Genomic DNA, 14,180 nt, shown 5'->3' on the forward strand with positions numbered 1-14,180 from the left:
AATCCCACGCCCATGGACACAGCAAATGCCCCTGTGCCCGAGTCCCGTGACGAGCTGGTCGAGCAGCTACGGCAGTACCTGAGCTCGATCACGTCGACGGAACTCGGTCCCGACGACGACTACTTCACCCTGGGATTGGTGAGTTCGTTGCGGGCCCTGGAGATCGTCACGTACATCGAGGGCTCCCACGACGTCGTGGTCGAGGTGGAGGATCTCGATCTCGACAACTTCCGTACCGCAGCGCGGGTAGCGGGCTTCATTCGGAGAAAGCGGGGCGAGCAGCTTCGTGCGACGGACGGGGCGTCGCCGTGATCGGTATCGACACACTGGTCGCCTCCGCCGAGACCGACGCCGGCACCTGGGACGAGACCGGGCTGCCGGTCGACGTCATCGAGGCCGCCGCGCGGGCGGGGGTCCTCGGGCTGGACCGGACGACGGACTGCCGGGGACTCGGCCTGAACGCGGCCGAACTCGGCTCGGTCGCAGAAAGACTCGGGGCGGTCTGCACGTCGTTGCGTTCGCTGCTGACCGTGCAGGGGATGGTGAACGCCGCCCTCGACCGGTGGGGCACCGCCGAACAGCGGGCACAGTGGGTGCCGGCCCTGGCGACCGGCGAACTCCTCGCCGGATTCGCGGCCACCGAATCCGGAGCCGGCAGCGACCTCTCCTCTGTGACTACCCGTTTCGAAGCGCACGGCTCGGATCACCGGATCTCCGGACGGAAACTGTGGGTCACGTTCGGCGAGGTCGCGGACGTACTGCTCGTCCTCGGCCGGTCGCAGGCCGGGCTGACGACCGCGCTGGTCGAAACGGACGCACCCGGAGTGACCGTCGAACCGATCCACGGGCAGCTGGGCATGCGCGGCGCCCGGATCGCACACATCGCGCTGGACGGCGTCGTCGTCCCCGCCGACCACCTGATCGCACCGCCGGGATTCGGACTGTCCCACGTCGTCGGCACCGCCCTGGACCACGGCCGGTACACCATCGCCTGGGGGTGCGCCGGAATGTCACGCGGGTGCCTCGCCGACGCCGTCGCGCACGCGTCCACCCGGGTGCAGGGCAGCGCCGTGCTGTCCGAGCACGACTCGGTCCGCGCGATCCTCGGTCGCAGCTGGGTCGATGCCGCCGGCGCTCGCGCACTGTGCGAACGGGCCGCCGAACAACGCGACGCCCACGAGCCGAGCGCGCTGTTCACGACGATCGCCGCGAAGTACGCCGCGGCCCGCGTCGCCGCGTCGGTGAGCCAGCAGGCGGTCCAGGTACTCGGGGCCGTGGGATGCGCCCCCGGCAGCAGGGTGGGGCGCTTCTTCCGCGACGCCAAGGTCATGCAGATCATCGAGGGCGCGACGGAGGTCGCCGAACTCCAGATCGGTGACTACGTGCTCGGGGGAGGTGCGCCATGACGGCCGACCGACCGGTCACGATCGACTCGGTCGCGCTCTGGTTCCCGGACGATGAGGTCACCGTAGCGGGACTGCCCGAGCTCGACGAACTGCCGATCGCGCAGCGCGAGCACGCATTGGCACTGGGCATCGACACGGTGCGGATCGGAATCGGGCTCTCCGAGGTGGATCTGGCGCACGCCGCGGCGGACGAGGTACTCCGGAAGGCGGGCCTCGACGCCACCCAGCTCGATGCGCTGCTGCTCGTTCAGGGCCGGGTTCCCCAGTATCTGCTCGCGTCCGAGGCCACGCGCCTGCAGCACCGGCTCGGCGCGACCCAGGCGTTCACCACCGGTGTGGGTGACCTTGGGTGCGTGTCCGTCTCGGCGGCGTTCGCGCTCGCGTCGGCGTTGCTCTGCGGCGACCCCCGGTGCCAGAACGTCCTCGTCGTCGCAGCGGCGAAGACCCCGACCCGGTCGCGGTACCGGTCGCCGATGACGCTCCTGGGCGACGGCGCCGCCGCGGTCCTGCTGACGACGTCGGGGACCGGGCGGTACGAACTCGTCGACCAGATGATCCGCAGCGACGGAAAATACGCCGACCTGTTCCACATCGACTACCGCGACGTGCGCGAAGCCGACTGGGTCGAGGAATGCGCCGACGAACCCACGTACTCGTTCCGCCTCGCGGTCGAGAGCCGGAAGCGGTTCACGGAGATCAACGCGGACCTGCTGGCCCGGAACGGGCTGCAGCAGGACGCGATCGGCGTGTTCCTCATGCAGAACCTGTCGCTGGGCGCGTTCACGTTCTGGCAGGAGGCACTCGACGTCACCATCGATCCCGTCTGCCGCGACAACCTGGCCCGCTTCGGCCACCTCGGATCCGTCGACGTCGCGGCGAACCTCGAGCGCGCGGCGTCCGCACAGGCGCCCGGCGACTACTGCGTGATCATGAACAGCAGCCCGGTCGCGGCCTGGAGCAGCGCACTGCTCCGACGCCTGCCCGATCGACCCGGGCACGGGAAGTGATCACGATGGAGCAGACGGTCAAGTGCGTGGTCTGGGATCTCGACGACACCATCTGGGACGGCGTCGTCCTCGAACAGGACGCCCCGGTGCCGAAAGCGGACGCCCTCCGCGCCCTGGATGTGCTCGACCGTCGCGGCATCCTGCACGCCGTGGCGAGCCGCGGCGAATACGAACCCGCCGCCGCGCACCTGCGCATGCACGGCATCGAGGAACTGTTCTGCGCCGTCGACGTCGGCTGGGGCCCGAAGTCGGAGGCAGTGCGCCGCATCGCGGAGACACTGAATCTGGGTCTCGACACCATCGCGTTCGTCGACAACGATCCCGTCGAGCGGGCCGAGGTGTCCGAGGCGCTTCCGCCGGTGCGCTGCTATCGCGCCGAGCAGATCGCGTCGTTCCCCGACCTTCCCGAGTTGACGCCGCCCGCCGTCACCGAGGAGGCGAGGCAGCGGAGGTCGCTGTATCGCGCCGAACGGATCCGTCAGGTGAGCGAACAGGAGTTCCACGGGTCCAACTCCGAGTTCCTGGCCTCGCTCGAACTGGTCATGACGGTCCGCCGGGCGGCCGAGGACGACCTCGAACGCGCCCACGAACTGACGGTCCGGTCTCATCAACTCAACACGACGGGAAGAACTTTCGGCATCGACGAACTGCGCCGGCTGTGCGCCTCGGACGACCACGAGGTGCTCGTCGCGTCGCTCGGCGACCGATTCGGCGGGTACGGCACGATCGGTCTCGCGGTCTCGGAGATCCGCGGCGACGATTCCGTCCTGCAACTGCTGCTGATGTCGTGCCGGGTGATGTCCCGTGGGGTCGGGACGGCGCTGATCCGGCACGTCGTCGAGCGGGCACGCGCCCACGGCAGGCGGGCGCTCGCCGAGTTCGTGCCGACGGACGTCAACCGGGTGATGCTGGTGACCCTGCGATTCGCGGGCTTCGACGTCGTCGACCCGAACCCCGATCGGATGCTGCTGCTGTGCAATGACGTTCGCAGTGCTGCGGCACCGAACGCCGATCACGTCGCGGTCCTCTCGGAAGACGTGGCGCCATGACGGACGTGGTCGCGAACGGTGGGGTGATGACCGGAATCCTCCGCCAGTGCGCGCGGGTTCCCGGCCGGATCGCGATCGTGGTGGGCGACCGGGCGCTGACGTATCGCGAACTCGATTCGGCGAGCGAGGCACTGGCGCGGCAACTCGGCGCCGTGGGCGTGCGGCCGGGGCAGGTGGTGCTGATCCACCAGCGGCAGAGCGTCGAGACGGTGGTGGGGATGATCGCCGCGCTGCGACTGGGCGCGGCGTGGTGCGTGATCGAGCCGGGACATCCGGTGGGTCAGCTCCGCGCACTCCTCGGTGACGTCGACTGCGGTGCCATCGTCTTCGGGTCCGCGGATCCGAAGACGTCGCCGGCGTGGATCCACGACCTGGCCCGCAGCGCGGTCGGACGTGTTCCCGCACTGCACGACCGGGACGCCGAGCACCGGCCCGTCGCCGAACTCGCCGATCTACCCGAGGACGTGCCTGCGGGCACCGCCGCCTACGTGATCACCACGTCCGGGTCGACCGGCATCCCCAAGGCCGTCGTCGCGAGCCGCGCCAACCTCGCGAGCATGGTCGACGGTCGCAACTACGACTTCGACGACGGCGATCTCGTCACGTTCTCCGCGTTCCGCCTCACGTGGGACGGTTCCCTGCTGAAGACCCTGTGGGCGTTGTGCACCGGCGGCACCAGCGTGCTCCCGGACTCTCGCGAATTGATGGACGCCGAGGCCGTCGCCGCGCTCGCCCGGACATGGCAGACCACCCACCTGGTCGCGACCCCCTCGTTCTACCGGCTGCTGCTGCCGCATCTCACCCCGCTGCGCGACCGTCTGCGGTTGGTGACGCTTGCGGGAGAGGCCCTTCCGGGCACGCTCGTCGAACAACATCGTGCGGTGCTGCCCGGGGTCCCACTGAGCAACGAGTACGGTCCGACCGAGACGACCGTCAGCTGCCTGGCTCATCCGGTGCGCGACGTGCCCGCCTCGATCGCGCCGATCGGCAGACCACTGGGCGCGAGCACCGCCTACGTCCTCGACGCGAAACTGGTCGAGGTGCCGGACGGAGCGGTCGGGGACCTGTACGTCGGCGGTCCGCAGATCTCCGAGGGCTACGCGTCCCGCCCGGCCGCCACCGCGGCCCGCTTCGTCGCCGACCCCTTCGCGGCGCGGCCCGGTGCGCGTATGTATCACACAGGCGACCTCGCACGGGTCGATCCGCACGGCGACATCGAATTCTGCGGCCGGTTCGACGGACAGGTGAAAGTGCGCGGCGCCCGGGTCGAGAGACACGCGGTGGAGGCCGTGCTGGAGAGTCACCCCGCGATCCACCAGGCGGTGGTTCTCGCGACCGCCGACGAACACGGGGAGACAGTGTTGACCGCGTTCTGGGTGCCCGCGCCCGCGGCCACCGTACTGCCTACACCACGCGACCTGATCGCGCACTGCGCCGAGCGACTCGTCGCGCAGGCGGTGCCCGACCGGTTCCTCGCGCTCGGTGCCCTTCCGCTCGCACCGAGCAGCAAGGTGGACGAGGCGGCGTTACGCCGGTTGCTGCCCAGCGGAGGTGGTGGCGTTGCGTGAGCACCATACCGAGGCCGCCGGCAGCGCCGAAGTACCGTTCCCGCTGTCGTCGGCCCAATACGAGGCGTGGCTGGCCCAGCAACTGGCCCCCGGCGTGCCGCTGTGCATCGCCCAGTACGTCGAGGTGCACGGCGACCTGGACGTCGACCTCCTGCGCGTGGCCACCGTCGCGACCGCCGACGAATTCGGGTCGCCGTTTCTCCGGTTGATCGACAGGGACGGTCAGCCGTTCCAGTTGGTCGATCCGTCGGCGGACCGGTCGATCGGCCTGAGGGACTTCCGCGGGGACGCCGAACCGGTGGAGGCCGCCCGCCGATGGATGCGCGCCGACTGCGAGACCCCACTGGATCCGACGCGCGATCGCCTCGTCGAATCGTCGATTCTTCGCGTGGGCGACGCGCATTACCTGTGGTACAGCAAGATTCACCACGTCGCTCTGGACGGCTACGGTGCGATGACGATGCTCAACCGCATCGCGGCCCGGTACACCGCGGAGGTGCTCGACCGGGAATTGCCGCCCAACGAGGCCGTGGACCCCCGGCATCTGTACGACGCCGATCAGCAGTACCGGTCGTCGTCCCGCTTCGCCGCGGACCGGCAGTTCTGGGCCGAACGGGTCGGCGGCCTCGGACCCGGATCGAGCCTGGCCCGACGGACCGGGCCCGCGGTCGCCACGAGCACCGACGTCACCGCGCCCCTGCCGGACGCGGCGGAGCGGGCGCTCGGCGACGCCGGCGCCCACGGGACCGCGAAGATCGTCGCCGCATTCGCCTGCTACCTGTCGAGAACGACCGGACACCGGGACGTGCTCGTGAAGATCCCGGTGTCGGCGCGCACCACCGCGACCCTGCGACGGTCCGGCGGAATGGTGGCGGGCGTCGTGCCGCTTCCCGTGCAGATCCGCCCCGGGGACACGGTGGGGCAGTTGGTGGAACGGGTGCAACTCGACCTGATGGGCGTGCTGCGACACCAGCGTTTCGGGCTCGGCGACATCCGGCGCGACGCGGGCGCCGCTGCGGCGCAGTCGCTGTCGGGTCCGATGGTCAACGTCATGCTCTTCCACCAGGAACTGGTTCTGGGGCCGCTCGTCGGCGAATACCACATCGTCACGTCCGGGCCGGTCGAAGACCTGCTCGTCAACGTGTACCGGAGCGGCACACCGGTCCGGACCTTCGTCCACTTCCTGGCCAACCCCAACCGGTACGACGCCGACGAGGTCGGCGCGCATCACCGGCAATTCCTGGAACTGCTCGACGACTTCGTCACGGCCGACGCGGACGCCGCGCTCACCACCGTCCACGAGGAGACGGCCCGGCTCGATTTCTGGACGCGCACACTGGCGGACGCGCCCCCGGTGCTGGACCTGCCCACCGACCGTCCGCGGCCCGCACGACCGTCCCACCGCAGCGCCGCCGTCGACGTCGCACTCGACCCGGATCTGCGGCGCGGGCTGGACGCGTTGGCCGCCGCACACCGCACGGACGCCGCCACCGTGACCCATGCGGTGCTGGCGCTGGTGCTGGCACGGTCGGCCCGTACCGACGACGTCGTCATCGGCAGGCGGACGGACACCGACCCGGTGGTGCTGCGGACCCACGTGCGCGGCTCGGATCGCGTCGACCAGTACGTCGGCACCGTCCGGGACGCCGACGCGGAGGCGTTCGCCCACCGCGGAGTGCCCGTCCGGCGAATCGTGGACGCGCTCGACCCGCTGCGGTCCGGGGCGCACGCACCGCTCTTCCAGGTGCTGCTCGAATTCTCGGATCCCGGAGGGGAACTCGGCGACCTCGATCTGCGGGTGACGGTGTCGGACACGACGGCCCGATTCACCTACGCGACAGACCTGTTCGACGCCGTCACCGTGGAGGGTCTCGCTCGGCGGTTCGTGCGGACCGCCGAGGCCGCCGCCGCGGATCCGTCCGTCGTGATCGGCGACATCGACCTGGTCGAACCGGCCGAACGCGCTGTGCTGGCGGACTGGTCGGCCCGTCCGGCCGATGTCGCCGACCAGACGACACTCGGTGAGCTGTTCGCCGCCCGGGCAGCGCTGACCCCCGATGCCACCGCCGTCGTGTCGGGTGGCGAGCGCCTGAGTTACGGCGACCTCGACGCCCGGTCGAACCGGCTTGCACGGAACCTGCTCTCGCGGGGTGTGGGTCCGGAGTTTTCGGTCGCGGTCGCGATGCCGCGCTCGGCGGCGCTCGTCGTCGCGCTCGTGGCGGTCGTCAAGGCCGGGGCCGCCTACGTCCCGATCGATGCGGACCATCCCGGTGAGCGCTCGGCGCTCGTCCTCGACGGCGCCCACCCGGTGTGCATTCTGGCCACCCGCGACACCGCACACGCGCTGCCGGCGTCGGACGTCCCCGTCCTGCTCCTCGATTCGACGGACACGGATCTCGGCGGCATCTCCGCGGACCCGCTGACCGACGCGGAACGGCCACCGGTCGATCCGAACTCGTTGGCCTACGTCGTCTACACGTCGGGATCGACGGGACGACCGAAGGGCGTCGCGGTGTCGCACCGCAACGTGGTCTCGCTCTTCACGAGCACCCGGGACCTGTTCCGGTTCGGGGACACCGACGTGTGGACGATGTTCCATTCCCCGGCATTCGACTTCTCGGTCTGGGAGGTGTGGGGCGCGCTGCTGCACGGCGGGACGCTCGTCGTCGTCGACTTCGACACCACCCGTTCGCCCGCCGCGTTCCTCGCGCTGCTGCGCCGCGAGCGGGTGACGGTGGTGAGCCAGACCCCGACGGCGTTCTCGCAGCTGATCGAGGCCACCGATGCGGAGGACAGCGCGGGCCCACCGCCGCTGCGCTACGTCGTGCTCGGCGGCGAGGCGCTCGACTTCGGGCAACTCGAACGCTGGTACTCCCGCCACGGCGAGGACGCACCCGTGCTGGTGAACATGTACGGCATCACCGAGACGACGGTGCACGTCACGCACCTCCCGCTCGGTCGCGGGCTCGCCGCCGCCGCGTGGACGAGCAAGGTCGGGCGGCCGATTCCCGGATTCCGAGTGTCGGTGCTGGACGCGCGGTTGCGTCCGGTGCCGATCGGTGTGGCCGGCGAACTGTATGTGGCGGGACCGCAGGTCGCTCGCGGCTACCTGGGCCGCGCCGGGCTCACGGCGTCCCGCTTCGTCGCGGATGGGTCGGGCGCCCGGATGTACCGGACCGGGGACGTCGTGCGGTGGCGACGCGACGGGAGTCTCGACTACCTCGGACGGGACGACCTGCAGGTCGAGATCCGCGGATTCCGGGTGGAACTCGGCGAAGTGGAATGGGTGCTGGGCCGGTGCGACGGGGTCGCGCAGGCGGTGGTGACCCTGCACGAGGATGCGGTGACCGGCCCGGCCCCGGCGGCGTACGTGGTGCCCGAGGCGGGGGCCATCGTCGACTCGGAGGCCGTGCTGGAATTCGCCGGAGGCGCGTTGCCGTCGTACATGGTCCCGGCCTCGGTGACGATCCTCGAGCGGCTGCCGCTCACCGGCAACGGGAAATTGGATCGGGCGGCGCTTCCGGCGCCCGTCACGGCTTCCCGCGCCGAATTCGTGGCACCGGGCACTCCCGTCGAGGAGTCGCTCGCGGTCATCTTCGCCGCGCTGCTCGGCGTGCCCGCGGTCGGGATCGACGACGACTTCTTCGCGCTCGGCGGGAACTCGCTGATCGCGGCGAAGGTCGTGGCGCGGATTCAGGGTGTGCTCGGTGCGGGTGTGGGAGTGCGCGACGTCTTCGAGGCGCGGACGGTGCGGTCGCTGTCGGCTCGGGTGAGCCGGGCGGCCTCGGCGGACCGGCCGCCGCTGGTGGCGACGGACCGGTCCGCGGCGGCGCCGGTGTCGCTCGCGCAGACGCGGATGTGGTTCCTCGACCAGTTCGACACGATGTCGCCCGCCTACAACATCGCGGCGGCCTTCCGGTTGCGCGGCCCTCTCGACGTCGCGGCGCTGCACGCGGCGCTGACGGACGTCGTGGATCGGCACGAGGCGTTGCGAACGGTCTTCCCGATGCGGGGCGACACGCCGGTGCAGTCGGTGATCCCGGCGTCGGCCGCGGTGCCCGCGCTCCGCGCTGTCACGGTGTCGGGGGAGAGCGACCTGCGGGACCGGCTCGCGGCGGCGCTGTCCGCGGGCTTCGAGGTGACCGCGCAGGTTCCGTTGCGGGCGCACCTGTTCGAGGTCGGGTCGCGTGATCACGCCCTGGCCCTGGTGGTGCATCACATCGCTGCGGACGCGCTGTCGCTGGGCCCGCTGGCCCGCGACATCACCTCCGCGTACACGGCCCGGGCTCGGGGAGACGCGCCGGACTGGGTGCCGCTTCCGGTGCAGTACGCCGACTACAGCATCTGGCAGCGGGCGCTGCTCGGATCGGAGGACGATCCCGGCTCCCTGATGTCCCGCCAGCTCGGGTACTGGCGTTCCGCGCTCGCCGACGCGCCGGTGGTGACGGACCTGCCGATGGATCGCGCACGTCCCGAACACCGGTCGCTCGCCGGCGCGCGGGAGTCGTTCGAGATCGGGGACCGCCTGCACCGGAAGGTGGTTGCCCTTGCCCGCGAACACGATGCGACCGTGTTCATGGTGGCGCACGCAGCGTTCGCGGTCCTGGTGTCCCGCTTGGGAAGCACCACCGACGTGGTGATCGGATCCGCGGTGGCGGGCCGCGGCGAGGCCGTCCTCGACGACGTGGTGGGGATGTTCGTCAACACCCTGGCGCTGCGCACCCCCGTGCACGGCGCCGACTCGTTCACCGCGCTGCTCGCCGCTGTGCGGGACTGCGATCTGGAGGCGTTCGCGCACGCGGAGGTGCCGTTCGAGCGGGTGGTCGAGGCGCTCGCTCTGCCGCGCACCACGGCCCACGCGCCGTTGTTCCAGGTGCTGTTCGAATTCCAGGACGTCGTGCGGCCCACTCCGAGCCTGCCGGAACTGGACGTGGAGGAGATCGACCTCGGTGTCTCCGTCTCCACGTTCGACCTGCAGCTGACCCTGGCCGAACGATTCGGAGAGGACGGGGAACCCGCCGGGATCAGAGCCGGATTCACCTATGCCACCGACATCTTCGACACCGCGACCGTCCGCAAATTCGCCGAACGATACGTGCGGCTCCTCGACGCGGTGGTCGCCGACCCCGACGTTCCACTGGCCCGCTTCGATCTGCTGTCTCCCGGCGAACGCGAGGCCCTCGTCCCGGTGCGCGGGCGGCCCACCGGCACGACCCGGCTGCTGCCGGAGATCCTCTCCGCCGCGGCCGCCCGGGACCCACACGCCGTCGCGCTGTCCTACGGCAACGCGGTGATGTCGTATCGCGAACTCGACGACTGGTCGAACCGGCTGGCCTGGGTGTTGATCCGCCGCGGAATCGGACCGGAGGACCACGTGACGATCGGGCTCGTCCGGTCGGTGGAACTGGTGGTGTCGGTGTGGGCGGTGGCGAAATCGGGTGCGTCGTTCGTCCCGGTGGATCCCAATCTGCCGCCGGGGAGAATCGCCGACATCCTCGCCGACTGCGGGGCGGTGGCGGGACTCACGGTCGCCGAACAGCGCGACCGGATGCCCGACGGCGTGGAGTGGCTGCTCCTCGACTATCCGGGTCCGACGCGGCGATGGGAGTCCCGTCCGATCACCGACGACGACCGGGTCGTGCCGCTGCGACCGGGCCATCCGGCGTATCTGATGTACACGTCCGGGTCGACGGGGGCACCTAAGGGCGTCGTCATTCCCCATGCGGGGCTGCAGAACTTCACGATCGATCAGCGCGCCCGGTACGCGACGACGAATGCCTCGCGCGTCCTGAATCTCGCGTCACCCGGATTCGACGCAACGATGCTCGAATACCTCATGGCGTTCGGTGCCGGTGCGCGACTGGTGATCGCGGCCCCCCACGTGTACGGCGGCGCCGCACTGACGGAACTGCTCGCGGCCGAGCGGATCACGCACGCGTTCGCCACCCCCGCGGTCCTGGCCACCATCGACCCGCGGGGTCTGCGCCTGCTTCGCGCGCTCGTCGTCGGCGGCGAACGTTGCCCGCCGGAGTTGCTGGCCCGCTGGGCGTCCGGGCGCACCCTGCTCGTCGGCTACGGCCCCACCGAGACGACGGTGATGTCGAACATCGGCGACCCGATGACACCCGGCGACCCCGTGCGGATCGGTCACCCGATGCGCGGTGTCCGCGAACTCGTCCTCGACGAGTGGCTGCGTCCGGTGCCGGTCGGTGTGGTGGGTGAGCTGTACGTGCTGGGGGAGGGTCTGGCGCGCGGCTACCACCGGCGGGCAGGAACCACCGCGGCCTCGTTCGTGGCGAACCCGTTCGACCGCCCGGGCTCACGCATGTATCGCACCGGCGATCTGATGCGGTGGACGAAGGAAGGCAGGCTGGAATATCTGGGCCGCAACGATTTTCAGGTCAAGTTGCGCGGCCAGCGGGTCGAACCGGGGGAGGTGGAGGCGGCGCTCACCCGCTGCCCCGGTGTCGCGCAGGCGGTGGTCGTGGTGCGCCGCACGCCCGCGGCCGAGGCGGTCCTCGCCGGATACGTCACGGCCGAGGACGGCGCGGACCTCGACACGACCGAGGTGCTGCAGTTCGCCGGATCCGTGCTCGCACCCTTCATGGTGCCGGCCTCGGTGACGGTCCTCGACCGGCTGCCGCTCGGGGCCAACGGCAAGGTCGACCGGCACGCGCTGCCGGACCCCGAATTCGCGCCCCGCATATTCCGCGCACCCGGCACACCGTTCGAGTCCGCGGTGGCCGACGTGTTCGCCGAGGTTCTCGGGACCGGCGTCGTCGGAGCAGACGACGACTTCTTCGCGTCCGGTGGCAACTCCCTGACCGCGACGCAGGTGGTCGCGCGGATCAACTCCGCGCTCGGCACCGACGTCGGTGTGCGGGACGTGTTCGAGACCCCGACCGTGCGGGCGCTCGCGGCACGGATCGCGCGCGAGAGCGCGGGCGGCGAAGCCCGGCCCGCGGTGACGGTGCCCCGGCGCCCCGACCCGGTGCCGCTCTCGTGGGCGCAGCACCGGATGTGGCTCCTCAATCAGTTCGACCCGTCCTCACCCGCGTACAACGTCGCAATGATCGTCCGGCTGTCGGGTGACCTCGACGTCGACGCACTGACCGCCGCCCTCGCCGACGTGGTGGACAGGCACGAATCTTTGCGCACCCGGTACCCGTACGCCGATTCGGGACCCACCCAGGTGATCGTCGGTGCGGGCCACGTCGCGCAACTCACCTTGTCGGCGTCCGACGATCCGGTACGCGAACAGATCTCGGAACTCGTGTCCGCGGGTTTCGACGTCGCCACCGAAGTCCCGATGCGGGCCAGGCTGTTCGAACTCGGCGACCGCGAGCACGTTCTCGTCGTCGTGGTGCATCACATCGCGGCCGACGGGTTCTCGATGGTTCCGCTCGCCCGCGACGTGATGACGGCCTACACCGCACGGTCCGAGGGCTGCACGCCGGGATGGGAGCCGCTGCCGGTGCAGTACCCCGACTACGCCGTGTGGCAGCGGGAACTCCTCGGCTCGGAGGACGACGCGGACTCCCTGCTTTCGCGGCAACTGGACTACTGGCGATCCGACCTCGCCGACGCGCCGGCCGTCACCGATCTGCCCACGGACCGTGACCGCCCGCCGCGGCGCTCTGCCTCCGGCGACCGGGTGACGTTCGGGATCGGCGCCGACCTGCACCGGGACACGGTGGCGTTGGCGCGGACCCGGCGGTGCACCGTGTTCATGGTCGTGCACGCGGCGCTCGCCGTGTTGCTGGCCCGCTCGGGCGGTACCGGCGACGTGGTGATCGGGTCGCCGGTCGCCGGCCGCGGCGAGGCCGTCCTCGACGACGTGGTGGGAATGTTCGTCAACACCCTCGTGCTGCGGACCGACGTGTCGGGGACCTTCGACGAACTGCTCACCCGGGTCCGTGAGACCGACCTCGCGGCCTACGCCCACGCGGACGTGCCGTTCGAGAGGGTGGTGGAAGCGCTGAACCCGCCTCGGTCCCAGTCGCATTCACCCCTGTTCCAGGTGTTGCTCGAGTTCCGGAACACCGAACACCCCGATCTCGCCCTCCCGCACCTGGAGGCCGAAGTCCTCGAACCCGACGTCGAGGTGTCGCTGTTCGACCTGCAACTGACGGTGCGGGAGAAGTACGACGAGTGCGGAACACCGGAAGGGATGACCGCGGGATTCACCTACGCCACAGACCTCTTCGATGCGGCGACCGTGCAGGCCGTGGCCGACCGGTTCACCAGGATTCTCGCCGCAGTCGTTGCAGATCCGAGTGTCGCCGTCGGAGACGTCGACGTGCTGGCCCCGGACGAGCTCACCCGGATTCGCGAATGGAGTGCGGCGGCCGAGACCGTGGTGCTCGATCCCCGATTGCAGCTCACCCCCGAAGGCGTGACCGGTGCGGTGTACCTGGCCGACACGCGGGAGCACCACACCTCGGCGCGGGCGGCGGCCACGACGTTCGTGGCAAATCCGTTCGGCGCCCCGGGCACGCGGATGGTCCGGACGGGCGCACTCGCGCGATGGCATCGGTCCGGACGACTGCTGAGCGTCGGCGCCACCGGATCCCCGGCACGGTCGGTTACCGACGTCGTGGAGAGTCACCCGGCGGTCCGCGAAGCGGTGGTCCTCAGAACCGCCACCGGTGTCACCGCCTTCTGGGTCCCGGCGGCCGCGGCGGCCGTGCTCCCGATGGCAGAAGACCTGCGGGAGTTCAGCGCCGGACGGCTCGACGCCCGATCGGTCCCCACGCGGTTCGTCGCACTCGGCGCGGTCCCGCGAACGCCGGACGGCGAGGTGGACGAGAACGCGCTGCGCGCACTCGTCTCCGACACGGAGCCTGCGCGCGGCGAGTCGCGGCAACGCTGGAGCGCGCTGCAACGGTCGGTCGCCGAGCACTGGGCGGCGGTGCTGGGGCACGACGACTTCGGTTCCGAAGACGGGTTCTTCGACGTCGGCGGCAACTCGCATCGCGTCGTGGAACTGCAGCGTCGTCTCGACGAACAGTGGCCCGGGGCTCTGCGCGTGGGCCAGCTGTTCGACCTCGTCACCGTGGCGGCGCAGGCCGAAGCGATTGCGCAGTCCACCGACACGAGCGAGGCGCCCGCGCCCGCCACCTACGAGTTCTGACGAGCCGGGAGGAGACA

At 70.7% G+C, this 14,180-nt stretch carries 6 protein-coding genes; all 6 read left to right on the forward strand.

The window, feature by feature from the left end:
* The first annotated feature begins 12 nt into the window (after window positions 1-12).
* Genes JVH1_RS26220 through JVH1_RS26245 form a run of 6 tightly spaced genes read left to right on the forward strand, consistent with a single transcriptional unit; the run spans window position 13 to window position 14,163 of the window.
* Entirely contained in the window at window positions 13-312 is a 300-nt protein-coding gene (locus JVH1_RS26220) for an acyl carrier protein (protein ID WP_009474881.1), read from the forward strand.
* Entirely contained in the window at window positions 309-1,406 is a 1,098-nt protein-coding gene (locus JVH1_RS26225; protein ID WP_009474880.1) for an acyl-CoA dehydrogenase family protein, read from the forward strand. The genes JVH1_RS26220 and JVH1_RS26225 overlap by 4 nt, the downstream gene beginning before the upstream one ends.
* Entirely contained in the window at window positions 1,403-2,413 is a 1,011-nt protein-coding gene (locus JVH1_RS26230; RefSeq protein WP_009474879.1) for a 3-oxoacyl-ACP synthase, read from the forward strand. Before JVH1_RS26225 ends, JVH1_RS26230 begins: the two co-directional genes overlap by 4 nt.
* Window positions 2,410-3,462: an HAD-IIIC family phosphatase gene (locus JVH1_RS26235; RefSeq protein WP_043778942.1), complete on the forward strand. Its 1,053-nt coding sequence runs from the start codon at window positions 2,410-2,412 to the stop codon at window positions 3,460-3,462. Before JVH1_RS26230 ends, JVH1_RS26235 begins: the two co-directional genes overlap by 4 nt.
* Window positions 3,459-5,030, forward strand: coding sequence for an amino acid adenylation domain-containing protein (locus JVH1_RS26240; RefSeq protein ID WP_009474877.1), 1,572 nt, complete (start codon window positions 3,459-3,461; stop codon window positions 5,028-5,030). Before JVH1_RS26235 ends, JVH1_RS26240 begins: the two co-directional genes overlap by 4 nt.
* Window positions 5,017-14,163, forward strand: coding sequence for a non-ribosomal peptide synthetase (locus JVH1_RS26245; RefSeq protein ID WP_043778962.1), 9,147 nt, complete (start codon window positions 5,017-5,019; stop codon window positions 14,161-14,163). The genes JVH1_RS26240 and JVH1_RS26245 overlap by 14 nt, the downstream gene beginning before the upstream one ends.
* Window positions 14,164-14,180 lie beyond the last annotated feature (17 nt).

This window comes from Rhodococcus sp. JVH1 (assembly GCF_000280725.2).
GTDB classification, from domain to species: Bacteria; Actinomycetota; Actinomycetes; order Mycobacteriales; family Mycobacteriaceae; genus Rhodococcus_F; species Rhodococcus_F jostii_A.

What these genes read in the sequence shown, in the direction of transcription:
- JVH1_RS26220 (WP_009474881.1), top strand. Translation starts at nt 13, where the DNA reads ATGGACACAGCAAATGCCCCTGTGCCCGAGTCCCGTGACGAGCTGGTC.
- JVH1_RS26230 (WP_009474879.1), top strand. Translation starts at nt 1,403, where the DNA reads ATGACGGCCGACCGACCGGTCACGATCGACTCGGTCGCGCTCTGGTTC.
- JVH1_RS26240 (WP_009474877.1), top strand. Translation starts at nt 3,459, where the DNA reads ATGACGGACGTGGTCGCGAACGGTGGGGTGATGACCGGAATCCTCCGC.